Raw genomic sequence first — 25993 nt, 5'->3', positions numbered from 1 at the left:
CCACGTCCGGAAACGGCGATGCCGCGCCCCACAGTGGGACGCGGCATCGCGACGTGGAATCGCAGCGTCAGCTCGCCAGTGCCTTGGCCTTGAGCGACTGGAACTCCTCCGGCGTGATGGTTCCGGCGTCGAGCAGGGCCTTCGCGTCGGCAATCTGGTCGGCGCTGGACTTGCCCGCGACCTGACGGATGTAGGAGTCCTGCGCGTCCTGCATCTGCTGGGCGGCCCGGACGGAGCGCTTCGTCATGTCGTCGCCCTTGACGATCAGGTAGATCAGCGCCGTGATGAACGGGAGAATGATCAGGAAGACCACCCAGATCGCCTTGACCCAGCCGGAGCTCTTGTGATCCCGGAACAGGTCCGTGATGATCGAGAACAGCAGCATCAGGTACGCGATGAACGCGAAGCTGACGAGAATCACCCAGAGAAAATCCCAGAAAGAGTCCATGAGGACAGCTCCATTCACATGATCGGTCGAGAGTGCATCTGACTGTGACACAGACGACGGCTCAATCGCGTCATTCGGGGCGGGTGAAATCCAAGTCGCGGCGAATAATCGACGAACGGGTGATGATTGACGGGAACCGATCCACGAATGTGACTTCCGATTGGGGCTTCGCGATGACGGTTCCGGCAGATGCGACACCCGAGATCGCCGCGGCCGACGCGCCGTCCGTGGCATCCCTGCCCGACGCGGACACTGCAGACGTCGAGCGGGGCTTCGTCGCGGCCATGGCTCCCAGCGCGATCCGGGACGACGACGGGACCGTCGTGTGGGACAACGACTCCTACTCGTACCTCCACGCCGAGCGGGGACTCTTCGAGGTGTGCGGCGGTATCTACCAGATTCGCGGTCTGGGCATTTCGAACATGACGATCGTCGAGGGCGACACCGGTGTCGTCGTCATCGATCCCCTCGGCTGCACCGAGACCGCCGCGGCGGCGGTGGCGCTGTACCGGGAGCATCGCGGAGACCGCCCCGTTGTCGGGGTGATCTACACCCATTCGCACGTCGATCATTTCGGAGGCGTCAAGGGCGTCACCGACATCGAATCGGTCGAGGGCGGTCACTGCCCGGTGATCGCGCCGGCCGGCCTGGTCGAACACGCGGTCTCCCAGAACGTGTACGTCGGCACGGCGACGTCCCGCCGCGCCGTGTACGCGAACGGGGCGGCGCTGCCGCGGAACCCACGCGGGTCGGTCCGGTCCGGCCTCGGCCGGCCCCAGTCGACCGGAACCGTCACGCTGATCGCGCCCACGGTCCTCGTCGAACACACAGGCCACACCGAGACGCTCGACGGCGTGCGGTTCGAGTTCCAGCCGACGCCGGGCACCGAGGCTCCGGCGGAGATGAACGTCCACCTGCCGGACCGACGGGCGCTGTGCATGGCGGAGAACGCAACTCACACCCCGCACAACCCCCTCACTCTGGGTGGCGCACAGGTGCGGGATCCGCATGTGCGGGCCAAGCATCTCACCGACACGATCCATCGGTACGCGGCCGACTCGGACGTGCTGTTCGCGTCCCACCACTGGCCCACATGGGGGACCGAGCGGCTCACCGAGATCCTCGCCCGGCAGCGGGACCGGTACGCCTACCTGCACGATCAGACCGTTCGACGAATGAACCAGGGCGCCACCGGTATCGAGATCGCCGAGGAGATCGAGCTGCCGCCCGCGCTCGGGAAGTCGTGGCACGCACGGGGCCACTACGGTTCGGACAGCCACACCGTCAAGGCGATCTACCAGCGTTACGCGGGATGGTTCGACGGCAATCCCGCACACCTGTGGGAGTATCCGCCCGTCGAGTCGGCGAAGCGGCACGTTGAGTTCATGGGCGGTTCCGCAGAGGTGCTGCGCAAGGCGCGGAAGTCGTTCGCGGACGGTGATTTCCGATGGGTCGCGCAGGTCGTCGACTACGTCGTGTTCGCCGATCCCGACAACGACGACGCCCGCGAGCTGCAGGCCGCCACACTCGAACAACTCGGGTACCGTGCCGAGAACGCCACCTGGCGCAACTTCTACCTCACGGGAGCGATGGAACTGCGCGGTGGCCCGATCAGTTCCACGACCCAGGTCGCGGCGCCCGACCTGGCTCGGACCCTGTCGGTGGAGCAACTGTTCGACGCGATCTCGCTGCGCGTCGACGGACCCAAGGCGTGGCACGCCCGCATCGTGATCGACTGGGACATCAGCGACGACGAACGCGTGCACCGGATGGAACTGCGCAACGGCGTGCTCGTGCACTGGGACCTCGATGACGCCCGGCCCGCCCCCGATCCGGACGCCCGGTTCATCATCACGCGTTCCCTGCTGTTCGGGGTCCTGCTCGGCCTGGTCGACCTGCCCGAAGCCATCGCCGACGGGCGTGTCGACGCGGTGGGCGATGTCCGCAGACTGAGCGAGTTCGCGAACTATCTGGACGACCCGGATCCGGGCTTCGCCATCGTGACGCCGTGAGGAGGTGTGCCCGCCGAGGTGTCGTAGCCGACCGATAGGTTCGTCGGGGACGGGTCGCTGACCGAGGGAGGGAGAACGGTGGCCGACTATGCGCGATCGTCGGGGGTTTCGTGGGCAGGAATGGTCGACTGGCTGGTCGACTCGCTGACCGACCAACCCGTGGCGTTCATGCTCGAGATGGGGCCGAGTGGGTATCGCAGTTACGACGAGGGCGACGAAGTCGTGTGCGCGCAGATCCAGGTGCTCGACGACGGTGTGCTGCTGCTCCGGAGGTCGCGCAACGTGCTCGACCCGCTCACGCTCGCCGACTACTCGGTCGACGGACTGCCGCTGGACCACTGGTTCTTCGACGACCACTTCGCCGACTGCACCGACGGCTACCTGTTCACCCGCGACGTCCGACTCGTCGCCGACGCGTGCGTCGCGTGGTTCCGCGACGAGTGGGGGACGCGGTCCACCGACGAACTCGGCTGCGACTACCGGTTTCCGGACGAATTGCCGCGTCATTGATCGGACTGTAACCGGGCGCGGGGTCTTGACGGGCACGCGATCGACGACGACAGTCGAAGACATGTACGCGGGGCGCTCGGCCCCGATCGAACGGTTGTGAGGACGGACGCGAAGACGCACGCGCCCCTGTCCAATATCGTTGTGCGCCAGGCGCTCCTCACTCGACATCGAGGCGGGTCCGCCATGACGAACGAGTTGACCACGAATCCCGACACCACCGCTGCGGGTGCCCACGTCGCAGAGGTCGTCGACAGCCTTCGCCGGGTGTACGCCACCGGCCGGACACGGAGCGCGCGTTGGCGAATCGAACAGTTGCGCGGCATCGAGCGCATGATGGTCGAGCGTGAGAACGAGATCGTCCGGGCGCTCGCCGCGGATCTCGACCGTGCCCCCGTCGAAGCCTTTCTCACCGACATCTCCACCGTCAGAAACGAAGCGGCATACGCGCGTAGACGGGTTCGCTGGTGGATGCGTCGACGGCCGCAACCCGTGCCGCTCAATCGGATGCCCGCTGTGGGCTGGGTGCAGTACGAGCCACTCGGGGTGGTGCTCGTCATCGGGGCGTGGAACTACCCGGTCGCGGTCACTCTCAATCCGCTCGTCGCCGCGGTGGCGGCCGGGAACTGCGCGGTGGTCAAACCATCCGAGATCGCCCCGGAGTCGTCGCGTCTGCTGGCCCGACTGCTTCCCGAATACGTCGACTCCGACGCCATTGCCGTGACCGAGGGTGATGCGAGCGTCACGCAGGAACTCCTGGCGCAGGGGTTCGACCACGTGTTCTTCACCGGCGGCACCGAGATCGGCAGGAAGGTCATGGCCGGCGCGGCCCAACGGCTCTCGCCCGTGACCCTCGAACTCGGTGGCAAGTGTCCGGCGATCGTCACCCGGGACGCGGACCTCGAGGTTACGGCGCGCCGCATCGCGTGGACGAAGCTCGTCAACTCGGGTCAGACCTGTCTCGCACCCGACTATGTGCTGGTCGATCGAGCCGTTCGAGACGCTCTGGTGGATCGCCTCGTTCGAATCATCACCGAATTCCGTTCCAGCGCTATGTCTCTCGGACTGCGGATCGTCGACGAGAGGCACTTCGCCCGCCTCACCGGATATTTGACGCGCACCAGCGGCCAGGTAGTGTTCGGCGGCGGAGCGGATCGGACCACGCTGACGATGGAGCCGACCGTGCTGGTGGACCCCGATCCCGACGATTCGGTCCTGCGCGAAGAGATCTTCGGGCCGATTCTGCCTGTGCTGACGGTCGATTCGCTGGACGAGGCCATCGACTTCGTGCACGCCCGACCGAAGCCCCTCGCGGCCTACTTCTTCACCAGGTCACCCGCCGTCCGACGTCGACTGCTGTCCGAGATCAGTTCGGGCGGCGCCGTCGTCAACCATGCCGCGGTGCACTATGCGGTGCCGGGACTGCCGTTCGGCGGGGTCGGCGGTAGCGGTATCGGCGTCTACAACGGCAAGTGGGGCTTCGAGACGTTCAGCCATCGAAAGGGCGTACTGGTGCAGCCCTTCAAGCCGGACCCCAGCCTGGTCTACCCGCCCTATACGGACCGGAAGATCAAGATCCTGCGCAGGATCGTCTAGCTGCTCTCCTGTCGAGCGTTCACCCGAAATGTGTGAGGTGTCTAGGTGACGCTGCTCGTACGGTGCTGGTGAGGCCGACCGGCCAGACCCCACTGTGCGAGGAGAGCCCCATGGCTGGAACATTGACTGTCTGGAAGTTCGCATCCCCGACCGGAGCGGACACCGCGATCACGACGCTGGACGACCTCCAGAAGCAGGCGCTGATCTCCGTTCACGATGCTGCAGTGGTGAGTTGGCCGGAGGGGCGGAAGAAGCCGAAGACCCGCCAACTCACGAACCTCGCGGGTGTCGGCGCATTGGGGGGCACGTTCTGGGGCTTGTTGTTCGGCATCCTGTTCTTCATCCCGCTGATCGGGGCCGTAGTGGGCGCCGCGGTCGGCGCGGTGAGCGGGGCGTTGAGCGACGTCGGGATCGACGACGACTTCATCAAGCGCCTCAAGGACCAGATCACCCCGGGGACGTCGGCCTTGTTCGTCCTGACCTCGGACGAGACGCTCGACCGCGTGCACGAGGAATTCCATGGCCAGCACGCCGAATTGATCTCCACGAACCTGTCGCATGAGCAGGAAGCGCACCTGCGCGAGGTCTTCGCCGACTGACCCTGTCGATCGCTTCTCCGTTCGGGAGGGAATGCTGATGCTCTCACGCAGATCGACGTCCATGCGGACAGGGTCCACCGTGCCGGCGCCGTCTCTGGCGCCGGCACCGTGGGCGATCCCACGGGGCCTGATCGTGCTGCTGGCGGGCGCGGGCGTGGTCGTCTCGATCGCCGGGATCAAGATGTTCGCCGGGATCCTCGGCCCCGTGTTCCTGGCGTTGATGCTCACCATCGCTGTGCAACCGATCCAGTCGTGGGCGCAACGTAGAGGGCTCCCCAGGTGGGTCGGCATGGTGGGCGCGCTGATCGTGGTGAACCTGATTCTCCTGGGACTCATCGGCGCGTTGGTGGTGTCGACCGCGCAGCTTGCCACCGAGTTGCCGCAGTACACGGACACCGTCGACGACCTCCTCGATGGTCTGCGTTCGACGCTGGCGAACGCCGGTGTGAATGCCGACCAGATCCACAACGTCCTGAGCGGCATCGACGTCGGCAAGGTCGTCGGCCTCCTGGAATCGGTCCTGCAGAGTCTGCTCGGAGTGTTCTCGAACCTCTTCTTCGTTCTCGCGTTGCTGCTCTTCATGGCCGTCGACGGCATGGTGATGGACGACAAGATGCGGATCGTCGCACGCACTCGGCCCGAAATCGCCTACGCCCTGTCGACTTTCGTTCGCGGAACGCGCAAGTATCTCGTCGTCTCCACCGTGTTCGGTCTCATCGTCGCCGTGCTCGACGGTGGGGCCCTCTGGCTGATGGGCGTCCCGTTGCCGATCCTGTGGGGCCTGCTGTCGTTCATCACGAACTACATCCCCAATATCGGATTCGTCATCGGGCTCGTCCCGCCGGCACTGCTGGCGCTGCTCGAGGGCGGACCGCGCCTGATGGTGTGGGTGATCGTCGTCTACTGCGTGATCAACTTCGTCATCCAGTCGATCATCCAGCCGAAGTTCGTCGGCGACGCCGTCGGCATCAGCGTGACGATGACGTTCCTGTCGCTGGTGTTCTGGACCTGGGTGCTCGGCGCGCTCGGCGCCCTGCTCGCGATTCCGCTGACGCTCCTGGTCAAGGCGATGCTGCTCGACATCGACCCGTCCACTCGCTGGGTCAACGTCCTGATCGGGGAGAAGGCCCCGGACGAGCCGATACCGCCGGGCGACGAATCGCCGCCCGCCGAAGACCGGGCACACTCCGAACCGCCGGTGCCCGTCGCTGCAGCCGACACCTGAGCGCGTCGGCCTGAGCACCCACTCCTCGAGAGTTCGCGCGGGATTCCGCGTCGGGGGTGAAGGAATGGGCGCTCAGGCCGAACCCCGGAACGGCGAAGGGGCCGCACCCTGACGGGTGCGGCCCCTTCTCGCTACGAAACTCAGTGCGCCCGGTTGACCGCCGAGACGACGGCGCGCAGCGACGCAGTGGTGATGGAGGTGGCGATGCCGACACCCCACACGACCTTGCTGGTGCCGTCGGGCAGCGTCACCGCGCACTCGACGTACGCCGCAGCCTGTGCGTCGTCACCGGCGGACATCGCGTGCTCGGAGTAGTCCAGGACGCGGACGTCGAAGCCGATGGTGCCCAGCGCGTCGACGAACGCGGCCAGCGGGCCGTTGCCGGAACCGGAGATCTCCTGCTCGGCGCCGCCCACCTTGACCACTGCCGTGATCGAGTCGACGCCGCCGTCCTCCTCGGCCGCCGTCACCTTCTGGCGCATGCGCTCCAGCGGGTTGACCGGGGCCAGGTACTCCTCGGAGAAGACGTCCCACATCTCCTTCGGCGAGACCTCGCCGCCCTCGCCGTCGGTGATCTTCTGGACGGCCTGCGAGAACTCGATCTGCAGGCGGCGCGGCAGCTGCAGGCCGTGGTCGGCCTTCATGATGTACGCGACGCCGCCCTTGCCGGACTGCGAGTTGACGCGGATGACGGCCTCGTACGTGCGGCCCACGTCCTTGGGATCGATCGGCAGGTAGGGGACCTCCCACACGATGTCGTCGACGTCGGCGTCCCCGCCGTCCGCCGCGACCTTCATCGCGTCCAGGCCCTTGTTGATCGCGTCCTGGTGGCTGCCCGAGAACGCGGTGTAGACCAGGTCGCCGCCGTACGGGTGGCGCTCGTGGACCGGCAGCTGGTTGCAGTACTCGACCGTGCGACGGATCTCGTCGATGTTCGAGAAGTCGATCTGCGGGTCGACGCCGCGCGTGAACATGTTCAGACCCAGCGTCACCAGGCACACGTTGCCGGTGCGCTCACCGTTGCCGAACAGGCAGCCCTCGATGCGGTCGGCACCGGCCTGGTAGCCCAGCTCCGCGGCCGCGACACCGGTGCCGCGGTCGTTGTGCGGGTGCAGCGACAGGATGATGCTGTCGCGCTTGGCCAGGTTGCGGTGCATCCACTCGATCGAGTCGGCGTACACGTTGGGGGTTGCCATCTCGACGGTGGCCGGCAGGTTGACGATCACCGGGTTCTCGGGGGTGGCACCCAGGGTCTCGACGACCGCGTCGCACACCTCCTTGGCGTACGACAGCTCGGTGCCGGTGTACGACTCCGGCGAGTACTCCCAGCGCCAGTTGGTGTCGGGGTGCTTCTTCGCCTCCTCCAGCACCAGTGCGGCGGCGTCGGTGGCGATCTTCTTGACCGTCTCCTTGTCGGCGCGGAACACGACCCGACGCTGCAGGATCGACGTCGAGTTGTAGAAGTGCACGATCACGTTCTTCGCGCCGGCGCAGGCGTCGAAGGTGCGCTTGATCAGCTCGGGGCGCGACTGCGTCAGCACCTGGATGGTGACGTCGTCCGGGATCGCGTTGTCCTCGATGATCTCGCGGACGAAGTCGAAGTCGGTCTGGCTCGCGGACGGGAAGCCGACCTCGATCTCCTTGTAACCCATCCGCACCAGCAGCTCGAACATGCGGCGCTTGCGGGCCGGGCTCATCGGGTCGATCAGGGCCTGGTTGCCGTCACGCAGGTCCACGGCGCACCACTGCGGGGCGCGGTCGATGACCTTGTCGGGCCAGGTGCGGTCGGGCAGCGAGACGGGCTCGACCTCCTCACCGAACGAGCGGTAGCGGAACGTCGGCATCGACGAGTTCTTCTGGGTGTTCCACACCGGCTGATCAGCGGGTGCAGGCTTGGACGGCGGCGTGATGGTTCGCGATCCGGAAGTAAAGGCGTCAGCGGGGGACATGGGATTGATCTCCAGGTTCGAGTGAGGACGTACGAGTCCTACAGCTGAGGCGACCGGCGCACGAGAGGACCCGCGACGGGTGGCCAGTCTGGTCAGAACCCGCCGCGGCACCCAAGAAGGAGCGCGCGCTGCATAGAAGGCACTGTACCCCTGTGCCCCGATAGCACGTGAGCGGTGGGGATCAAATTCACACTCGAAGTGGGGTCGACGTGGTCGACTGTGACCCATGACTGCACAGCTCGAAGCGGCCCGGACGTACGTCGCCGCCCTGCTCAGCCACGACGGAGATTCAGTGCCCTACGCGCCGAACGCGGTGCGCTACGAGGTCGGTCTGAAAACCGGCTTTTCGGGGAACCATTTGCGCCGCAGCCTTTCCCGAGGCCCGCAGTTCCGCGTGATTCGAGCGATTCGCCAGGAGCGCTACCGGGTCGAGGGCGACGACGTGATCGCCGACTACCTGATCGACGCCGGCCTGTTCGGTCGCACACTGGTCACCGCGCACGTCCACGAGACGTTCCGCATCCCGGCAGACGACCCGCGCATCCACCGCATCGACGCCAAGATCCGTCTCGTCGGCAGGGAGAACCTCATCCCCCGGGAGTGAGGACGCGGCCGCCGCGGTTCCGCACACTGCACGCATGGCTGGTGTGGTCGGTGCCGTGCGGCGATGGGTGCGCTCACGTCTTCCGGAGCGGGGTTCGTTCAAGAACGACCTGATCGCGGGCATTCCCGGGGCGATCAGCAGCGTGCCGGACGGGATGGCGTCCGGCGTGCTCGCCGGTGTCAACCCGGTCCACGGGCTGTACGCGAGCTTCGCGGGTCCGCTCTTCGGCGGGTTGCAGACCAGCACGAAACTGATGGTGATCACCACGACCAGCGCCGCCGCCCTGGCGGCCGGATCGGCGGTCGCGGACCTCCCGGAGGAGGACCGATCGGGCGCGGTGGTGCTGCTCACGCTGATCGCGGGCCTGATCATGGCCGCGGCAGCGTTGCTGCGCCTGGGTCGTTACACCCGCTTCGTGTCGCACTCGGTGATGACCGGCTTCCTGACCGGCATCGCGGTGAACATCGTCCTCGGGCAGGTTCCTGACCTGCTCGGGGCCGACGCGAGTGGATCGGTCGCGGCGGCGAAGTTCTTCGACGTGATCTCCAACCCGTCGGGCATCGACTGGCGCGCGCTGGTCACCGGAGCGACGGCACTGCTCCTCATGGTGGTCCTCGCCCGCACACGACTGGCGTTGTTCAGTTCGCTGTTGGCGCTCGTGGTCCCCAGCGTCGTCGTGATCGCGCTCGGGTGGGACACCGTCGACCGGGTCTCGGACGTCGGGACGATCCCGACCGGGCTGCCGCTGCCGGTGCTGCCCGACTTCGGCGCGTTCTCGTTCGAACTGCTGGGCGGAGCGCTCGCGGTCGCGGTGATCGTGTTGGTTCAGGGCGCCGGCGTGGCCGAGTCCGCGCCCAATCGGGACGGCAGCCGATCCGACGCGAACACCGACTTCTCGGCGCAGGGCGTCGGCAACATCGGCGCGGCGCTGTTCGGGGGCATGCCCGTGGGCGGGTCCGTGGGCCAGACGGCGCTGAACGCGACCGCGGGGGCGCGCGGCCGGTGGGGCGCCGTGTGGTCGGGCGTATGGATGCTCGTGATCCTGGTCGTCTTCTCGGGGCTCGTCGGCAAGGTGCCGATGCCGACGTTGGCCGCGGTGCTGATCTTCGCCGCCGTCGGCTCCATTCGGCCCGGCGTGATCCGGGTGATCCTGCAGACCGGGCCCAGCTCCCAAATCGCGCTCGTGACGACTTTCGTTGCGACGCTGCTGCTTCCCGTTGCCGCCGCGGTGGGGATCGGTGTCGCGCTGTCGCTTCTGCTGCAGCTCAACCAGGAGGCGATGGACCTGTCGGTGGTGGAACTGGTTCCGGCCGATGACGGCACGCTGCGGGAGCAGCCCGCGCCGCGGACCCTCGCCGACGGGCAGATAGTCGTCCTCGACGTCTACGGCAGTCTCTTCTACGCGGGCGCCCGCACCCTTCAGGCTCGCCTGCCCGATCCGTCCGGTGCGGCGAACCCGGAAGTGATTCTGCGACTTCGGGGCCGCACCACGTTCGGGGCGACGTTCCTGTCCGTCCTCCGTGACTACGCGCAACGTCTCGACGCGGCAGGCGGGCGCCTGTACCTGAGCGGCATCGCTGAGCCGGTCTCCCGCGACTGGGACGACGACCGCCTCGCCGGCCAAGGCCTTGCGCTGGAAGTCTATTCGGCCACCGGCACGATCGGGGAGTCGACGCGACGGGCGTTCGACGCCGCCGAGCACCGACTGGTGCGGGTGACCGAGCGAACCGACGACTGATCCGCCTCAGTCGGGCAGACGGCGCATCTCGATGATCGTGAGGCCCAGGGCGTCGAAGCGGGCGAGCATGCCGCGCAGTTCGGTGGGATTGCGGACGGGGCCGTACAGGGTGGTGTGCGCGTGCGCAGTCTCCGACACCTGGAGTTCCGGGAAGGCCGCGAGTACTCGCTCGGACAGTTCACCGCCGACGAGGAAGGCGTAGCGCACGGTGGCCGGCCATCCCGAGTCGGAAGTGCCCATGACGCCTCCTCTGTTCATTGCTTTCCGGTCCACCGAGGATGCCTCGACCGCCGGGCTCGCACCTCACCCGCCGATGGTGAATCCGAGCCCTCAGAGCAGCCCGTGGTCGTGGGCGGCGGCGACGGCGTCGCGTCGCGTGGTGACGCCGAGCTTGCGGTAGATGCCCCGCAGATGCGTCTTGACGGTATTGACCGATACGCACAGGTCGGACGCGATCTCCTCGGCGGTGCGCCACGTGGGAAGCTCCGCGAGCAGTTCCAGCTCGCGTCGGGTGAGCTGTTCGGCCGTCGTGACGGTCGTCCGGGGGAACGACGCCCACACCAGATCGGCGAAGGAGTCTCGCGCGCCGAATCGACCACGGCTGGCGGACAACAACTCCCGGGCTGCGGTTGCCATGTCGTGGAAGGGACGCAGAACACCCTCGGGTTCGGCGAGGCGTAGGGCCTCGACGAGTGCATCGTGGGCGCGCGACTCGTGGGCGCGGCGTCGGGCGATCTCGGCCTCGAGGAGCCACGCCGTCACCATGTTGGTGGCGGCCCTGCACGACAGTTCACCGTCGAGAACGGGGTGCAGCAGGGTTCGTGCCCGCTCGAGTTGATTGGCGCACAGGTGCAGGACCGCCTCGAGCAGTGCGATGTCTCCGGTTCGGCCGAGCATCTCCGATGCGACCCCGAAAAGCTCACGAGCCCAAGTTGATTCACCGATGTGCAGGTAAGCGAACTGGATCGACGGAAGGACTGCCGCGAGTAGTCCGGGGGGTTGTGGTGCCGCACGGCCGGTGACGCTGGCCGTGTGCAAGGCCGAGACCGCGGCACGCCGGTCCTCGGCGAGATCGACACCGAACAGCGCCGTGGCGATGGCACTCTCGCGGGCCATCGGTGCGGTGGTGTCGTCCGTGCCCGGTGCTACCGCGCTCGCGAGTTCGACGGCCCGCGTGGTGTCGTTCCGCAGGTAGTGGCACATCGCTTCGAGGAGGATCGCCCGGCGCGTGTCCGCCGACGTGTGCGGGTCGGCATCCACTGTCGCGGCACGACTGTGGGCCGCCAAGCTCTGAGCCTCGCCGAGCGAGCCGCGACTCAGGGCCGCGGCGCCGAGCGCCGCCGACGCCTGTGCGTCGATGAGCGCGGCATCGACCTCACGCGCGTGGGCGCGCGCTCGACGAAGGTCGTCCTCGGCGAGGCTGAGATGGCCCAGATGCAGCTGCCCGCGACCGCGCTGGAGGGCCACGAAGGAGTCCAGGCGCGGATCGACCGGCGTCATCGCGTCCGCGCTCGCCGAACGCTCCAGAGCGCCGGCGATGTCGCCGGTGTGGATGGATGCCTGGATTCGCAGAGCCTGCTCGAAGAGTGTTGCGTAGATGTCTGTTCCGTTGTGGTTGCCCGGCTGGACCGCGCCGAGTATCGACGCCGCGGGCGCCGGGTTGTCGGAGTGCAGCTGGGACGCTGCGCGCACGAGGCCGACGATCGTCCGGTCGCGGATCGGGCGGGGAGCGTCGGCGACGAGACGCTCGACCGCCTCGCCGTGACCGTCGAGGACCAGGGCGAGGCCCGATTCGGTGAGGACGGACTCGACATCGGATACGTCTCCGGCGGTGATGCCGTGCTCGAGTGAGAGCAGTGCGTCGCCGAACTCCGCGTACCACCGGGCCGTGACGTGTTCGAGGTCCATCACCGCTCGGTGGCCGAGCCTACTGATCTCGGCACGCAGGTAGCTGCGCAGCAGTGGGTGGTAGCGGAACTGAGTGGGGGAACTCTCGATTCGGCTGATGAGGAAGTTTCGACGCTCGAGTTGGTCGATGATCGAATGGGCATCGGTGCACCCCGTGAGTTCCTCGGCCAGTGCAGCCGTGAACGTCGACGGCACCGACGTTTTGATCAGGAACTGGCGGATCTCTTCGCTCTGGCCCGCAAGGACCTGCTCGATGAGGTAGTCGGCGACGGCGCGGCGGCATCCGGTGAAGTTCTCGATCAGCGACGTCGGATCCGGATGTCCGGCAAGGGACATGCCGGCGAGTCGGATACCTGCTGCCCAGCCCTCCGTTCGGGCCATCAGTGCCGACAGATCGTCCGGCTCGAGTGCGACGTCGTGTTCGCCGAGCATGGCCGATGCTTCCTCGGGGGTGAAGGCGAGATCGTCGAACGTCACGTCCATGACGCGACTCTCGAGTCGCAGCTTCTGGAAGGCGAGCGGTGGTTCGAAACGCCCGCACACGATGACGCGTAGGTGCTGCGATGGAATTCGGAGGAGTTCCTCCAAATCGGCGAGTGCATCCGGGTCGTGAAGGAGATGGGCGTCGTCGAGAACGAGCCAGACCGGTTCGCCGAGATCGAGTAGCGGTCGCACGATGGGAAGGCGCTGTGCAGCGGTAGGTTTCGGAAGACCCCGGCAAATTCGACGGATCTCCGGATGGTCCGTGTTCTCGAACGCTCGAACGAGCTCCGTATGTAGAGAGTGCGAAACGCCGTCGCTGTCGTTGATGGTCGTCCACGCGACCATCGGTCTCTCGGGCTTCGCGCGTGTTCGGTGTGCCCAGTCCGAGAGGAATGTGGTCTTTCCGGATCCCGCTGGCGCACAGACGAGTACGACGGATGTCGAGTCTTCGGGCCTGGTGAGGGCCGTATCGAGCGCGTCGAGCAGACGCGACCGAGGCACGACCCGATCACTGCGGAACACCGGAATATCGGCACTCGCAGCGTAACTCCCGTCTTGCGTGATCGACACCCGACATGCCTCCCCACATAACGAGTACCCGGACCGGATGGAACGGACGAACCGCCTGCAGCGGAGGAATTCTAACCCGCGCAGGCGGTTCGCGCCGTGTAAATACCGATCAGTCTCTTGACATTGCTGCCGCGAGGTGACTTTCGACGTCGATGTAAGCGTCGTCGGCGACGTCGAACACGACCTTCTGGATCTCACCGCCCCGGAACTCGAAGCGCGGCTCGGGATACGCACTCGATACGGGATCGGCGCTGTCGTAGCCGATGCACAATCCCTCGCCGCAGAGCGAAAAATGGCCCAGAACGGTTCGGATCTTCTGCTCGCCGACCTGCTTGTCGTCGATGTACAACCTGAGCGGGCCGAGACCCTCGCGGTTCGGTCCCATGCCTTCCTTGACGAACTCGACGCCGATGATGTGCTTGCCCGACGTCGGCACGGGCGCGGAGATGCGGTCTTCCGGCGGAATACCGAGGAAGTTGTACGCGTAGGTGACGACACCGTCCTTGATGAAGAGCGAGTGGCCGCCGAACCGGGAACCGTGCGCGAAGATCACGCCCTGCGAATCGGGTGTGAGGTCGACCTCGGCGAGGATCTTGTACGACACGCCGTGCACGTTCGCCGCCGACCGCTCGGGCACCTCGGACGTGCCGGGGTAGTAGACATACTGTCCGCTCGGCGGCACCGGCTGGTGGAACTCCATCGATACGAAGGTCTCGAAGTCCTTGGGGTTGCCGATGATCTGCAGGTCGTTCAGCGGCAGCACGTTGTTCACCTTCGCCTCCGCCATCCAGAGCGCTTTGAGCTCCTCGAGCTTGTCCGGGTGCTCGGCCGCCAGGTTGTGGGCCTCGGCACGGTCGACATCCGCGTGGAACAGTTCCCACTCGTCCTTGTCGAAGTTGCTGATGCCCGAGACCGGGCCGTGCACGGATACGGCCTTCCAACCCTTGTGCCACAGACCGCGCTGGCCGAACATCTCGTAGTACTGCGTTTCCTTGGCGGTGGGCCCGTCGGCCGGTCCGTCGAACGAGTACTTCATCGACACGCCCGACAGCGGGGCCTGCTCGACACCGTTGTAGGTGTCCGGGAATTCGACACCGCAGGCCTGGAGGATCGTGGGCACGATGTCGGTGCTGTGGTGGTACTGGTGGCGGATCTCGCCGCGCGCCTTCATGCCGGCCGGCCAGTGGATGACCAGCGGGTCGCAGACCCCGCCCTGGTAGGTGTAGCGCTTGAACATCTTGTACGGCGTGGAGAACGCGGCCGCCCAGCCCGTGGGGTAGTGGTTGTAGGTGTCCGGGCTGCCGAGCTTGTCGACCATCGTCAGATTCTGCTCGAGATCGTCGGGGTAGCCGCCGAAGATCTTGCCCTCGTTCACCGATCCGTTCGGGCTGCCCTCGCCGGAGGCGCCGTTGTCGGCGCAGTAGATGATCAGCGTGTTGTCTAGCTGGCCCGACTCCTCGAGGTAGTCGACGATCCGGCCCACCTGCGCGTCGGTGTACTCGGAGAAGCCGGCGAACACCTCGGCCATGCGGCTGAACATGGCCTTCTCCTCGTCGTCCAGCTCGGCCCACGGACGGACCTCGTCGGTGGGGGAGAACGTGCCGTCGGGCATCGGGTTCAGCGGTGTGAGGTCGGTGTCCTCCGGCAGGATGCCGCGTTCGATCATCCGACCGAGCACCCACTCGCGGTAGGCCTCGTAGCCGTCGTCGAACATGCCCTTGTACTTGGCGATGTACTCCTCGGGAGCGTGGTGTGGGGCGTGGTTCGCGCCGGGGCAGAACCACAGGTACCAGGGCTTCTCCGGCTCGGTCTGCTTGACGTCGCGGATCATCTTCAACGCCTGGTCTGCGAGGTCCTTGGAGAGGTGGTACCCCTCCTCCGGGGAGTACGGCTGCTCGATGTAGTGGTTGTCCTCGGCGAGCGAGGGGTACCAGTTGTTGGTCTCGCCGCCGATGAACCCGTAGAACCGGTCGTAGCCCTGCGCGAGCGGCCAGTTCTTCTTCGACGCGCCGGCCGTCCATTCGTCGATCGGCACGTTGTGGTTCTTGCCGACCCAGAACGTCGACCATCCGGCGTCCCGCAGCACGTTCGCCATCGTGGCGTTGGACGGCGGGATGTGCGAGTTGTAACCGGGGAAGCCGGTGGACGACTCCGAGATGGAGGCGAAGCCGTTGAGGTGGTGGTTGCGTCCCGTCAGGAACGTCGAGCGGGTCGGCGAACACAGCGCCGTGGTGTGCCACTGCGTGTACGTCAGCCCGTTCTCGGCGAGACGGTCCATCGTCGGCATGTTGATCCGGCCACCGTAGGGGGACCACGCGGCCATTCCGGTGTCGTCGTAGAGGACTACCAGCACATTGGGCGCGCCCTCGGGTGCCCTGTCCGGCAGGAATGCATCCCAATCCGACGTCGAGTCCCGGACGTCCAGGTTGATGACACCCTTGAATTTCTTGCTCCCGGTCATGAATTATCCCCTCCGACATCGAGATCCAGTCCGGGCAGCGCGTCCGCGGACGTATGGGCGGTCTCATCGTGGCCCGCGCGCTCGACTTCCGGCTTCACCCGCAGCGTGTGAGTCCGGATGATCCCGTGAGTGACAGACTCGACGGCGTCATCGGGTGCGAGGCCGACGCGTGACGTCGATGCGATGAGGGGAGAGACGAATTGGCAGACGTGCGTGCTCGATTCGTCAGCTGGATGCCGTTCGCGTCCCTCGGTGGGTACCAGTGGTCGTGGCTGCGGCCCGACGTGATCGCGGGCCTGACGGTATGGGCGGTATTGGTTCCGGAGGCCCTCGCATATGCGACCATCGCGGGGGTCACGCCGGTGGTGGGCCTCTATGCCGCGGTGCCCGCTCTCGTCTTGTATGCGGCGGCCGGGAGTTCACGGCACCTGATCGTGGGTCCGATGTCGGCGACCGCGGCGCTGTCCGCCGCCATCATCGCGCCGATCGCGGGTGCCGACGGCGGCCGGTACCTCGCGCTGTCGGCGGTTCTCGCCATCATGACCGGCGTCGTCGGGCTGATCGCCGGACTCTGCCGTCTCGGATTCGTGGCGACGTTCATCTCCGAACCGGTGCTCAAGGGGTTCATCGTCGGACTGGCGCTGACCATCATCGTGGGCCAGGTGCCCAAACTGTTCGGGATCGAGAAGTCGGACGGGGACTTCTTCGAACAGGTATGGGGTGTGATCCGGCATCTGGGCGACACACAGTGGCGCCCGTTCGTCATCGGTGGGATCAGCCTCGTCGTGGTGCTCGGGCTCAAACGGTGGCTGCCGCTGGTCCCGGGTTCGCTCGTGGCGGTCCTGTTCGGAATCGCGGCGGTGAGCGTGTTCTCGCTCGACGAACACGGGGTCGACATCGTGGGCCACATCGATTCCGGACTGCCGTCGCTCGGCTTTCCGGACGGCCCGACCTGGCGTGATTACTACGACCTGGCCGGACCCGCGGTGGGTGTGCTGCTGATCGGATTCGCGGAGGGCCTCGGCGCCGCGAAGACATACGCAGCCAAGGCGGGATACGAGGTGGATGCCAACCGCGAACTCGCCGGGCTCGGGGCCGCGAACCTGGGCTCCGGGCTGTGCTCCGGGATGGTGGTGAACGGCAGCCTCTCCAAGACCGCGGTGAACGGTGGAGCGGGAGCCAAGTCGCAGGTCAGCGGGCTGGTGGTCGCGGTCTTGACCGTCCTGACGTTGCTGTTCCTCACTGGCCTGTTCGAGAAGCTGCCGGAAGCGACCCTCGCGGCCGTGGTGATAGCCGCGGTGATCGAGCTCGTCGACATCTCAGCGCTACGCAGGCTGTACCGGGTGTGGACCGCCCGGCTCGGGAGCATCTACGGGCCCGCCGCGCGCGCCGATTTCGCGGCGGCGATCGCGGCGATGATGGGCGTACTGCTCTTCGACACCCTGCCCGGCCTCGTGATCGGCATCGGGGTGTCGATGCTGCTACTGCTCTACCGTTCCTCGCGCCCACACGTCGCCGAGCTTGCGCGGCAGGGGAACCTGTGGGTGGACATCGAACGGCATCCGGACCTCGAGACCCGCCCGGACGCGATCGTGGTGCGGGTCGAGGCGGGCTTGTACTTCGCGAACGCAGATTTCGTCAAGGACCGAATCGAAGCTCTCTGCACCGACGAGACGCGGGTCGTCGTCCTCGATGCCGAGACGTCCCCGTTCGTCGACGTCAGCGCGGCCGAGATGCTGGTTCAGCTACGGGACACTCTGGCTCGGAAGAACATCGAGCTGCGGATCGCACGCGACATCGGGCAGTTCCGGGACACCTTCCGGCAGGCGTCCGAAGGGGGCCGTCCCGTCTCCGTGTACGCATCGGTGACGCAGGCGATCTCGGATACCGACAAGGCTCGGTGACGTCGGCTTCGACGATCGAATAGGGACGGACTGCACAGGCAGGTTTTGTCGAGCGGATGCTCAGCGTGCTCCCCAGCGGCTGAATACCGGTTCCAAGGCCATGCGCACGGCCCACGGGAGAGTTTGCCCATACGAGCGGAACAGGTCGTCCCGCGAGTCGAAGGTTCCCAGGGACCGGATCACAAACCGGGATAGATCGAGGCAACCTGCCGAGGCTTCGTTGCCCCACGTGATGGTGCTGCGTGCGGCGACGTCGAAGAGCGTTTCCTCACCACGATTCGAGAAGTCCTTCGGCGATACGTCGCATCCGGACGTGAACGCGTGGGAAGCGTCGATCCACTCGCCGTCGATGCGAAAGCTGGGCCATGCCAACAGGACACGATCTGGAATGGCGTGACGCAGATACCGAAAGCGTGGGTACCAGAACTCGCCACGGAGGACGAGTCCCTCGACCTTGGTCGGGATTCCGTTCTGTCGCGCAAGTGCTACGACAACAGCGAGTCGCTGGCTGCACGATCCGCGGGACTTCGCAAGGGTTACCGATGTTGGTTGTGTGTCGTCGAGTGCGTAAACGGGACGAATGTTGTGTTGGACCCATCGGTGAGTCTGTTGCAGATACTCGACGCCTGGGCTACCGGTCTCGGTGCGGAGTACTTCGAACCGGTGGAACCCTGGATCATCCCAGTTGAGGATCGTGGTTTGCTCCACACTGCCACGAGCGACGGCCCGCCGAGTGGTTGCAGGACCTGCTTCCGCCAAGTTGTGATCAGGGAGCAGCTCATTCAGCCATGTTAGCCCTCGACCGCAGCGATCTCCTTCGTCCTCCGATGGAAGAGTGGCCAGCGCAAGCGAATCGCGGCGACGGTGAGCAGCGGACAGTCAGAACCGCACGGTGAACACGACATGCCGATCGTCGTGGGCCGCGCGCTGGAAGAACTCCGTCACTTCCTCCAGCCAACCCCAGGCGTACGCGCGCTCGTCCGCGCCGTACTCGGGGTTGCGATCATCGAGCGGCATCGCGTCGTAGCCTGCGCTGAACTCGGATTCGGTGATGCCGGCCAGATACGCGGCGACTTCGGCGACCCGGTCGGGCGTCAGGTAGGTGATCAGTTGGTCGTCGGTGTCCGTGTTGAGGTCCTCGTCCCCCAGGATCACGCCGTATGCCGGCCAGTTCTCGGGCGCGCGCTCGTACCCGGCGCTGGAGAGGGAGCACAGGATCGGGTCCCACGCCTTGGCCGTGTCGCACGAGAACTCGGAGCGCCCCGTCTCCTCGATGTCCTCGACCACCGCGCCGAGCCTGCCGTTGTCGCCCCGCGCATCGAGAAGCTCCGCCGTCACGTGGTCGGAAAGCGCGAAATGCACCCCAAGTTCCATTGTGTCACGGTAACGGTTGATCCTGGGATCCGGATACGCCGCGCGGCCGGCCCGACGGCCCGGTGCTTGCACGTAAGTGATCATCGCAACGCGTGCGAAATCGCGCTCGACCAGCTTCACCCGACGAGGGTGATCCAGTCGCCGGGAGACGACTGGTTTGCTCGTCGGTACCCGTATCCGATGGAGGAGTGATGGCGCGCAACGAGGGGGAGTCGACGGCCGTTCTCGCGCCTACGCTCGTCGGCTATCGGAAGCCCTGGCTGCGAGCGGATCTCGTCGCCGGACTGAGTGCCGGTGCGGTGGTGATACCGCAGGCCATGGCGTACGCGACGATCGCGGACATGCCGGTTCAGATCGGTCTGTACACGTGCATGGTGCCGATGATCGTGTATGCGCTGCTGGGTGGTTCGCGCACCGCGAGCGTCAGCACGACGTCGACGATCGCGACGCTCACCGCCTCGACTCTGATCGGTGCGGGCATCGCGGCCGGGTCCGAGGACGCGCAGACGTCGCTCATGACACTGACCCTCATGGTCGGCGTGATCCTGGTCGCCGCGCGGGTCCTCAAGCTCGGCGCGGTCATCGAGAACATCAGCGAGGCAACACTGTCCGGGATCAAGGCCGGTGTCGGTCTGACTGTTGCGGCCAGTCAGCTGCCCAAGCTGCTCGGCGTGCCCGGTGATCCGGACGCGACCGGGTTCCTGCGCGTGATCGGCGGTGTACTGGGTCAACTGGGCGATGCGAACGGGGCGACCGTCGCGTTGTCGGTGGCGTCGATCGCGGGCCTCGTCGCGATGAGCAGGTTCGTGCCCCGGGTGCCCGGACCGCTCATCGTTGTCGCGATCGGCATTGCGCTCATCGCGTTCACCGGACTGCATGACCGTGGGGTCGAGCTCATCGCGGAAGTGCCGCGCGGGATTCCGCTGCCCGGGATCCCGTCCCTGCACGACGTCGGTGCGTTGCTGCCCGGTGCGCTCGCGATCTCGGTGATGGCGTTCCTCGAGACCGTCGCGGTGGCGCGCGGGGTGCGGCGGCCGGAGGAGCCGCAGATCGACAGCGACCGCGAGCTTCTCGCCAACGGGGTCGCGTCGCTGGCGGGCTCGTTCTTCCACACGCTGCCGCCCGCGGGCGGCTTCTCCCAGACGGCGGTCGCGTTGCGGTCCGGCGCGCGCACCCAGCTGAGCGGGATCGTCACCGCGGTGCTCGCGGTGCTGGTCGCACTGTTCCTGGCCCCGGTGCTCAGCGACCTGCCGCAGGCGACGCTCGGCGCGATGGTGGTGGTCGCGACGCTCGGGCTCGTCGACCTCGGATCGTTCGCCCGGTACTGGCGGGTGAACCGGATCGAGTTCTGGATCGCGACCGTGACAGCGGTGATCGGGCTGACGGCCGGGCTGCTGCCGGCCGTTTTGGTCGGGGTGCTGCTGACGCTGTATCTCGTTCTGCGTGAGCTCAATCGGCCGCACGTGTCGCAGATGACACGAAGCGTCGACGGTGGATGGCGTGCGCTCGACCCGGACGCGCCACTCGTCGCGTCGGATCCCATGGTGCTGCGCATCGATTCAGGCCTGTACACGGCCAACGTTCGGGCGAACACCCGCGAGATCAGCCGTCGAGTGCGGGAGTTGCAGCCGGCGACGCTGGTGATCGACTGCTCACTGATTTCACAGGTGACGACGACGGTGATGCGTAGCTTCCTGGACCTGAACAAGGAACTGTCCGACGCCGGTACCGAGGTGTACTACGCGTCGGTGCCCCGAAAGAACCTGGCGACGGTTCGACGTACCACCTTCGGCCGCGAATTCGAGTCCGAGGGAGGGGTGTTCGCGACTGTCGAGGAAGCAGCGCGGGCGTTGAGTCGATCTTCGGGTCGGTAGCACGGTCGCAACGGTATCTACGATGTCACTGTCACCGACATGTCATGATCACAGTTGCGGAGTTCCACGGCGACAGCAGAGTGCTGCCCGATCATCGGTGAGCTGTTCCGATGGTCAGGGGCTCAACTGCGTACGTACAGTGCGCCGTAGATCGCTCACGCCGGGGTGCGGGTCGTCGATCCGCGTGCACAACTCGATTGCACACGGCTCGATGTCGCTGATCGGCACGAAAGCGATGTCGTTCCGCATGTAGTACTCGGAAATCGTTGCGGCCGTGATGGCGACGGCCGCGCCGTTGGCGACGACTTCGAGGAGTTCGTCCATCGTCCGGATCGCCGGTCCGTATCGGACCGGTTTTCCACTCGGACGCGGGTCGACCGACCACCAGTGCAGCCACTCGTCGCTCACGGCTTCACTTCGCACATGTACCTCGGTGTCGAGGTCGGCTATCGCGATGGCAGTGCTTTCTGCGAGACGGTGCCCACGTGGCAGTACCGCCACCCGCGGCTCCTCGCCGATCAGTTCCAGTGCCAGCCCCTCCTCCGGCGGCAGCGGCGGGCGTACGAATGCTGCATCCACCTTGCCGGAGGCGACCGCTGATTGCTGTTCCGACCAGTCGAGATGCACCAGTTCGAACGGTGAGTGGAGGGCATCGAGCACGGCGCGTCCCACGCGGCCCGCAGCGCCGTTGATGAACCCGATGCGTAGGTGACGAGATTCCCGGCGCTGCAGAGCGACCAGCAGGCTCACCGTCTCATCGGCAGTGTCGAGGATCTCGCGGGCACGCGGGAGGAGGATTCTCCCGGCCTCGGTCAGCTCGATGGGGTGCGCGTTGCGCTCGAGGAGTCGTACGCCGAGTTGGGTCTCGAGTCGGCGAATCTGTTGGCTCAGCGCGGGTGTCGTGATGTACAGCTTCTCGGCTGCACGGCCGAAATGTCCCTCGTCCGCCACCACGGACAATGCCTGCAGCGCCCGGAGGCTGAGGTCGCTTCCGCGCACTGTGTGGGGGCTGATCATCGCGGCCGGGGGCGTGTCCGAACGAGGCACCGCACCATCGAACCATAAGAAGTGACGCCTGTCACGCGGCCTGAACTGGAGCGTTAACTCCAACATTATCGTCCGGCACGGAATTGCACATGTACACGACGCGTACGTTCCCGCAGGGTTGGAGACACCACGGCGCATTCGTGGATTCCGACTTTCAGGAGCACCCAGTGAGCAAGTACGAGCATGAATTCGTCCACATGATGGACGGGGTCGAGAAGCAGATCGACAGCCTCGAGAACCCGCATCATCGCAAGATTCTGAAGAATTACCGGCGCCACGCCTTGCTCGAGGTCTCCGGGCGGTACCGGGAAATTCTGTCCCCGGACATGACCGTCGAAGAGCCCGTCTACCGCCTGTTCGAGAACGGGCAGTCGATCGTTCTCGACGGCATGCAGCAGGTGGAAGCCTTCTACCAGGCTCTGGCCGAGACCGACACCCTCGTCATGTGGACCGGCGATTCGAAGTTCGCGGTCTCCGATCACGGTTTCTCGGGCGAGACCCTCTTCAGCCAGTTCGTTCCTGGACGCATTCTCGGTGACGGTGTCTTCGGGGCGGTGCACGCGGGCGAGTCGAGCACGAACGCCGACTCGGATTCCGCGGCCGCGATCGATCCCGACGGCTGGTATCTCGTCCGTCGGACCCTCGCCTTCGTGTGGCCGTACGACGAGACGGGGCGTCTCGTAGGGGAGCACGTTTACGAGGACTCTGCCTCGAAGGTCGTCACTCGGGTCGATCCGAGCGAGGTCATCAGCGCCGAACGTGCCGCCGAACTCCTGGCGCCGCTGCTCGAGGACTACCTCCCGTGACCGCGCGGGTAGCGGTCGTCACCGGAGCGGCACGGGGTCTCGGAGAGGCAATTGCCCTGCGACTCGCCGCCGACTACGACGCGCTGGTCCTCGCCGACCTCACCGACCGCGCGTCGGGTGAGTGTGCGCAACAGTGGGAGGACGTCACTTCGGAGGTCTCGCGGGTCCGATGTGATGTCAGGGACGCGGGCTCGGTCCGTGAATTGTTCGACCGCGCCGAAGAATTCGGAGACCCAGTTGCCCTTGTCAATGCGGCCGGCGTCGGCATCTTCACCCCACTGCTGGAGATCGACGAGGCCATGTGGGACAACACGTTCGCGGTCAACACCCGCGGCACCTTCCTGACCTGCCAGGAGTTTCTGCGCCGGACCGAGAGTGCATCCGCCATCGTCAACATTGCCTCGATCGGGGCGCGTCTCGGTGGGGACATGCTGGCGCACTACGGTGCATCCAAGGCGGCCGTCATCGAGCTGAGTCACAGCGTCGCCCGGGTGGGAGCCTCCCGCGGAATTCGCTGCAACACAGTAATGCCCGGACTCATCCTGACGGATATGTGGCGGCAGACGATCGCCTTCCTGCGGGAGCGTGATCCGGGCCTCGCGTCGCTTTCCGACGATCAGGTGTTCCAGGGGTTCGTCGAGCAGATGGTGCCCATGGGGCGTCCCCAGGAGGCCAGGGACATCGCGGAGATGGTCGCCTTCCTGCTCGGCGATGGCGCTCGCAACGTCACGGGCCAGACGGTGTCGGTCGACGGTGGGGCAGTGATGACGTGATTCGCCGGTCCGGGGCTTGCCCGATCATGTCGAGAGACGGGCTCGATCGCGGATAGTCGGAGCCGTCGGTGAGGTCGAGACCCTCCAGTGAAGCGGGGGTCTCGACCGGGGCGCCGGTACGGCGAACCGAATGTCTCGTCACCTACTTCATGCTCCGTGGGTGAGGATTTCGCCGTGCGGTGCGGGTTGGCTCCGGACATGGGCGATCTGATCCTGCAACTACTTCCCGAACTGGCGGGCATGGCCGTCACGCCTGCGGCGATCGCCGGCTGTGTGCTGCTGCTGCAGACCAAACGGGCACTCGCCAACGCCTTCGCGTTCTTCGCCGCGTTCATGATCGCGTACACCGCGATCGGTGTCGCGGCACTGCTCGGTGGCGCCACCCACGACACCCGATCTGGCACCGCCAGTCACTGGGCGGGTCTGGCCGTCGGTCTGATCTTCGTCGCCTTCGGCGTGGCGCAACTGATCCGTCGACGAGTGCCGTCGGACACCGGGCCGGAGTGGATGCAGCAATTGGCGAACGCGAAGCCGCGAGGCGCGTTCGTCATGGGGGCCGCGCTGTCGATCGTGAACCCCAACCTCGCGATCATGATCTCCGGTATGACGATCATCGCGGCCTCCGACACCTCGGTCGGGGCCTCGGTGTTCGGGACCGTGCTGTTGCTTCTCGCGGCGGCGCTCGACTTCCTGGTGCCGATCGGGGTGTACCTGGCCTTCGGGGATCGGGCGAAGGCCATCCTCGCGAAGGTCAAGGAGTGGATGCTCGCGCACGAGCGGCCGCTCACGCTGACCGTCTTCTTCGGGTTCGGTGCGCTGTTCGTGATCCGGAACGTGATCGCGCTCGCCTGACCGTCACGCCCGGATGTGGCGCCGACGCTCCGCGAACACGATCGTCTCGTACGTGATCAGTGTCAGCAGGACCGCGGTGAGGAGCCCCAGAGTCGCGAGGGCCGGCAGGTGCCACGCGAGCGGAATCAGGGCCAGCAACGCCACCGCGGTCACCGTGCGGGGGACGCTGAACCCGCCGACGCCGAACCACTTGAAGTAGACCAGCGCCGCGAGATAGAGAGCGGCCCCGCTGTACAGCGCCACCAGTGGCCACCCCTGGAGCGGATCGGTCAGCCGGTGGTGGTTGCCGTCGGCCACGTAGTACAGGATCTTCTTGAGCCCCAGGGAGAGCAGCACGATGCCGATCACCATCGGCAGGTGGGCGTAGCTGTAGCACCGCTGCGCGATCTGGATCCGGCGTCGCCCGTGGGATTCCTCGAACGCGTGCTCCACCATCAGCGATGTCATGTCGAAGTACGCCCACCACAGCAGCGATGACACCGCCAGCCCGAGCAGCGACGCGACGATGATCGGCCACGAGATCGGCACGGCGGCGACGCCGATACCGATCGACGCGATGGACTCGCCGAGCGCGATGATCACGAACGAGCTGTGTCGCTCGGCGAAGTGGCTCACCGACCGCAGCCGCCAGCCGGTGCCGCCGACCAAGGTGCCCAGGTAGTCGCCGGCGAGGGCGAGGAACCACATGGCCGTCTGCCACGGCCCGGTCAGCTGCGATGCGATCAGCAGGAGCGTCGTGCCCGTGAGCATCGACGGCACGAACCGCTTCACCTGCCCGCGCAGCTGCGGATCCTCCCTGCTGATCATCAGGAACATCAGGATGTGCAGCAGGCGGACCACGAAGTACCCGAGCGCGAAGATGACCGGGCCGTCGAGCCCGCCGGGCAGGTTGTCGAATGCCTCCGGGATGGTGAGCGCCACGACGAACACCGCGGACATCGCCGTGAGCATCACGACCCGCACGACGCCCTCGTCGGCGCGCACCAGGTTCGCCAGCCACGCGTAGCAGACCCAACACCACCACAGCACGGCCATCACGAGCAGGCCGTGCAGCAGGTTGATGGTGCTCGGGTCGTTTCCCCACAGCTCGGTGACCCGCGTGATCGCGAAGACGAACACCAGGTCGAAGAACAGCTCGAGCGCCGAAACCGACGCCCGCTCCTCCGTGGGTCGTGTGGTCAACCGTCGGGACAGGTCCATTTCGCCGATGCTGCCATCGACGGACCTCGAGTGCCCCCGTATCCATTGGTCAGGACGGAGTGC

Annotated in this window: 21 protein-coding genes and 1 pseudogene; 12 read left to right on the top strand and 10 right to left on the bottom strand. The window is 66.3% G+C overall.

Annotated features, from left to right (window positions below; all coding sequences use genetic code 11):
* Positions 1-67: 67 nt before the first annotated feature.
* On the bottom strand, positions 68-448 hold the full coding sequence (locus tag ABI214_RS11805; RefSeq protein ID WP_348610511.1) for an SHOCT domain-containing protein: 381 nt from the start codon (positions 446-448) through the stop codon (positions 68-70).
* 173 nt (positions 449-621) lie between these two features.
* Here ABI214_RS11805 and ABI214_RS11800 point away from each other — a divergent pair, with 173 nt between their 5' ends.
* From ABI214_RS11800 to ABI214_RS11780, 5 genes are all read left to right on the top strand, one after another.
* The gene (locus ABI214_RS11800) at positions 622-2460 is read left to right on the top strand and encodes an alkyl/aryl-sulfatase (protein ID WP_348610505.1); all 1839 of its coding nucleotides are present in this window, start codon (positions 622-624) and stop codon (positions 2458-2460) included.
* Between the two features lie 120 nt (positions 2461-2580).
* A complete protein-coding gene (locus ABI214_RS11795; RefSeq protein WP_348611558.1) occupies positions 2581-2970 on the top strand; it encodes a hypothetical protein in 390 nt (129 codons plus the stop codon).
* Between the two features lie 183 nt (positions 2971-3153).
* Entirely contained in the window at positions 3154-4563 is a 1410-nt protein-coding gene (locus tag ABI214_RS11790; protein ID WP_348610502.1) for an aldehyde dehydrogenase family protein, read from the top strand.
* 110 nt (positions 4564-4673) lie between these two features.
* Entirely contained in the window at positions 4674-5162 is a 489-nt protein-coding gene (locus ABI214_RS11785) for a DUF1269 domain-containing protein (protein WP_348610499.1), read from the top strand.
* A gap of 37 nt (positions 5163-5199) precedes the next feature.
* The gene (locus ABI214_RS11780; protein ID WP_408587326.1) at positions 5200-6387 is read left to right on the top strand and encodes an AI-2E family transporter; all 1188 of its coding nucleotides are present in this window, start codon (positions 5200-5202) and stop codon (positions 6385-6387) included.
* A gap of 140 nt (positions 6388-6527) precedes the next feature.
* Here ABI214_RS11780 and leuA read toward each other — a convergent pair whose 3' ends face one another.
* Positions 6528-8336: a 2-isopropylmalate synthase gene (gene leuA, locus ABI214_RS11775; protein ID WP_348610496.1), complete on the bottom strand. Its 1809-nt coding sequence runs from the start codon at positions 8334-8336 to the stop codon at positions 6528-6530.
* 226 nt (positions 8337-8562) lie between these two features.
* On the opposite strand from leuA, the gene ABI214_RS11770 reads away from it, so the two are divergent.
* Both ABI214_RS11770 and ABI214_RS11765 read left to right on the top strand, forming a co-directional pair.
* Positions 8563-8940, top strand: a complete 378-nt coding sequence (locus ABI214_RS11770) for a hypothetical protein (protein WP_348610493.1) — start codon at positions 8563-8565, stop codon at positions 8938-8940.
* A 34-nt stretch (positions 8941-8974) separates the two neighbouring features.
* Positions 8975-10678 carry a SulP family inorganic anion transporter gene (locus ABI214_RS11765; RefSeq protein ID WP_348610490.1) on the top strand — a complete coding sequence of 568 codons (1704 nt, stop codon included), beginning with the start codon at positions 8975-8977 and terminating at the stop codon, positions 10676-10678.
* Positions 10679-10684: 6 nt separating this feature from the next.
* Here ABI214_RS11765 and ABI214_RS11760 read toward each other — a convergent pair whose 3' ends face one another.
* The 4 genes and pseudogenes from ABI214_RS11760 to ABI214_RS11745 all read right to left on the bottom strand — a co-directional run bounded on the left by ABI214_RS11760 (position 10685) and on the right by ABI214_RS11745 (position 16100).
* The gene (locus ABI214_RS11760) at positions 10685-10918 is read right to left on the bottom strand and encodes a hypothetical protein (RefSeq protein WP_348610487.1); all 234 of its coding nucleotides are present in this window, start codon (positions 10916-10918) and stop codon (positions 10685-10687) included.
* A gap of 90 nt (positions 10919-11008) precedes the next feature.
* Positions 11009-13069, bottom strand: coding sequence for a LuxR C-terminal-related transcriptional regulator (locus ABI214_RS11755; RefSeq protein WP_348611552.1), 2061 nt, complete (start codon positions 13067-13069; stop codon positions 11009-11011).
* 111 nt (positions 13070-13180) lie between these two features.
* Positions 13181-13570, bottom strand: a pseudogene (locus tag ABI214_RS11750) (LuxR C-terminal-related transcriptional regulator); the annotation flags it as partial.
* A 178-nt stretch (positions 13571-13748) separates the two neighbouring features.
* On the bottom strand, positions 13749-16100 hold the full coding sequence (locus ABI214_RS11745; RefSeq protein WP_348610484.1) for an arylsulfatase: 2352 nt from the start codon (positions 16098-16100) through the stop codon (positions 13749-13751).
* A 233-nt stretch (positions 16101-16333) separates the two neighbouring features.
* Here ABI214_RS11745 and ABI214_RS11740 point away from each other — a divergent pair, with 233 nt between their 5' ends.
* Positions 16334-18004: a SulP family inorganic anion transporter gene (locus tag ABI214_RS11740; protein ID WP_348611549.1), complete on the top strand. Its 1671-nt coding sequence runs from the start codon at positions 16334-16336 to the stop codon at positions 18002-18004.
* Positions 18005-18064: 60 nt separating this feature from the next.
* Here the strand turns inward: ABI214_RS11740 and ABI214_RS11735 are convergent, their stop codons facing one another.
* Both ABI214_RS11735 and ABI214_RS11730 read right to left on the bottom strand, forming a co-directional pair.
* Positions 18065-18712: a transglutaminase domain-containing protein gene (locus ABI214_RS11735; RefSeq protein ID WP_348610481.1), complete on the bottom strand. Its 648-nt coding sequence runs from the start codon at positions 18710-18712 to the stop codon at positions 18065-18067.
* A 171-nt stretch (positions 18713-18883) separates the two neighbouring features.
* On the bottom strand, positions 18884-19498 hold the full coding sequence (locus ABI214_RS11730; protein ID WP_348610478.1) for a DUF1877 family protein: 615 nt from the start codon (positions 19496-19498) through the stop codon (positions 18884-18886).
* Between the two features lie 71 nt (positions 19499-19569).
* On the opposite strand from ABI214_RS11730, the gene ABI214_RS11725 reads away from it, so the two are divergent.
* Positions 19570-21252 (top strand): SulP family inorganic anion transporter, encoded by a 1683-nt coding sequence (locus ABI214_RS11725; RefSeq protein ID WP_348610475.1) that lies wholly within the window; start codon positions 19570-19572, stop codon positions 21250-21252.
* A gap of 114 nt (positions 21253-21366) precedes the next feature.
* Here ABI214_RS11725 and ABI214_RS11720 read toward each other — a convergent pair whose 3' ends face one another.
* The gene (locus ABI214_RS11720) at positions 21367-22365 is read right to left on the bottom strand and encodes a LysR family transcriptional regulator (RefSeq protein ID WP_348610472.1); all 999 of its coding nucleotides are present in this window, start codon (positions 22363-22365) and stop codon (positions 21367-21369) included.
* A gap of 131 nt (positions 22366-22496) precedes the next feature.
* Between ABI214_RS11720 and ABI214_RS11715 the strand changes: the two genes are divergently transcribed.
* From ABI214_RS11715 to ABI214_RS11705, 3 genes are all read left to right on the top strand, one after another.
* Complete coding sequence (locus ABI214_RS11715) at positions 22497-23105, top strand: hypothetical protein (protein WP_348611546.1); 609 nt, start codon at positions 22497-22499, stop codon at positions 23103-23105.
* Positions 23102-23878 carry an SDR family NAD(P)-dependent oxidoreductase gene (locus tag ABI214_RS11710; protein ID WP_348610469.1) on the top strand — a complete coding sequence of 259 codons (777 nt, stop codon included), beginning with the start codon at positions 23102-23104 and terminating at the stop codon, positions 23876-23878. The genes ABI214_RS11715 and ABI214_RS11710 overlap by 4 nt, the downstream gene beginning before the upstream one ends.
* 156 nt (positions 23879-24034) lie before the next feature.
* The gene (locus ABI214_RS11705; RefSeq protein WP_348610467.1) at positions 24035-24730 is read left to right on the top strand and encodes a GAP family protein; all 696 of its coding nucleotides are present in this window, start codon (positions 24035-24037) and stop codon (positions 24728-24730) included.
* A gap of 3 nt (positions 24731-24733) precedes the next feature.
* On the opposite strand, the gene ABI214_RS11700 is transcribed toward ABI214_RS11705, so the two are convergent.
* Positions 24734-25930 (bottom strand): low temperature requirement protein A, encoded by a 1197-nt coding sequence (locus ABI214_RS11700; RefSeq protein ID WP_348610464.1) that lies wholly within the window; start codon positions 25928-25930, stop codon positions 24734-24736.
* Positions 25931-25993 lie beyond the last annotated feature (63 nt).

This window comes from Prescottella soli, assembly GCF_040024445.1.
Taxonomy (GTDB): domain Bacteria; phylum Actinomycetota; class Actinomycetes; order Mycobacteriales; family Mycobacteriaceae; genus Prescottella; species Prescottella soli.
Note: the sequence above shows the minus strand (reverse complement) of the source record. Positions and strands in the feature narration are given on the sequence as shown.

Excerpts from the sequence above, each read along its gene's own strand:
- ABI214_RS11745 (WP_348610484.1), bottom strand. The coding sequence starts at position 16,100 with ATGACCGGGAGCAAGAAATTCAAGGGTGTCATCAACCTGGACGTCCGG.
- ABI214_RS11785 (WP_348610499.1), top strand. The coding sequence starts at position 4,674 with ATGGCTGGAACATTGACTGTCTGGAAGTTCGCATCCCCGACCGGAGCG.
- ABI214_RS11765 (WP_348610490.1), top strand. The coding sequence starts at position 8,975 with ATGGCTGGTGTGGTCGGTGCCGTGCGGCGATGGGTGCGCTCACGTCTT.
- ABI214_RS11780 (WP_408587326.1), top strand. The coding sequence starts at position 5,200 with ATGCTCTCACGCAGATCGACGTCCATGCGGACAGGGTCCACCGTGCCG.
- ABI214_RS11770 (WP_348610493.1), top strand. The coding sequence starts at position 8,563 with ATGACTGCACAGCTCGAAGCGGCCCGGACGTACGTCGCCGCCCTGCTC.
- leuA (WP_348610496.1), bottom strand. The coding sequence starts at position 8,336 with ATGTCCCCCGCTGACGCCTTTACTTCCGGATCGCGAACCATCACGCCG.
- ABI214_RS11800 (WP_348610505.1), top strand. The coding sequence starts at position 622 with ATGACGGTTCCGGCAGATGCGACACCCGAGATCGCCGCGGCCGACGCG.
- ABI214_RS11755 (WP_348611552.1), bottom strand. The coding sequence starts at position 13,069 with ATGGACGTGACGTTCGACGATCTCGCCTTCACCCCCGAGGAAGCATCG.
- ABI214_RS11700 (WP_348610464.1), bottom strand. The coding sequence starts at position 25,930 with ATGGACCTGTCCCGACGGTTGACCACACGACCCACGGAGGAGCGGGCG.
- ABI214_RS11720 (WP_348610472.1), bottom strand. The coding sequence starts at position 22,365 with ATGTTGGAGTTAACGCTCCAGTTCAGGCCGCGTGACAGGCGTCACTTC.
- ABI214_RS11790 (WP_348610502.1), top strand. The coding sequence starts at position 3,154 with ATGACGAACGAGTTGACCACGAATCCCGACACCACCGCTGCGGGTGCC.
- ABI214_RS11715 (WP_348611546.1), top strand. The coding sequence starts at position 22,497 with ATGATGGACGGGGTCGAGAAGCAGATCGACAGCCTCGAGAACCCGCAT.
- ABI214_RS11760 (WP_348610487.1), bottom strand. The coding sequence starts at position 10,918 with ATGGGCACTTCCGACTCGGGATGGCCGGCCACCGTGCGCTACGCCTTC.
- ABI214_RS11805 (WP_348610511.1), bottom strand. The coding sequence starts at position 448 with ATGGACTCTTTCTGGGATTTTCTCTGGGTGATTCTCGTCAGCTTCGCG.
- ABI214_RS11795 (WP_348611558.1), top strand. The coding sequence starts at position 2,581 with ATGGTCGACTGGCTGGTCGACTCGCTGACCGACCAACCCGTGGCGTTC.
- ABI214_RS11725 (WP_348610475.1), top strand. The coding sequence starts at position 19,570 with ATGGCGCGCAACGAGGGGGAGTCGACGGCCGTTCTCGCGCCTACGCTC.
- ABI214_RS11740 (WP_348611549.1), top strand. The coding sequence starts at position 16,334 with ATGCCGTTCGCGTCCCTCGGTGGGTACCAGTGGTCGTGGCTGCGGCCC.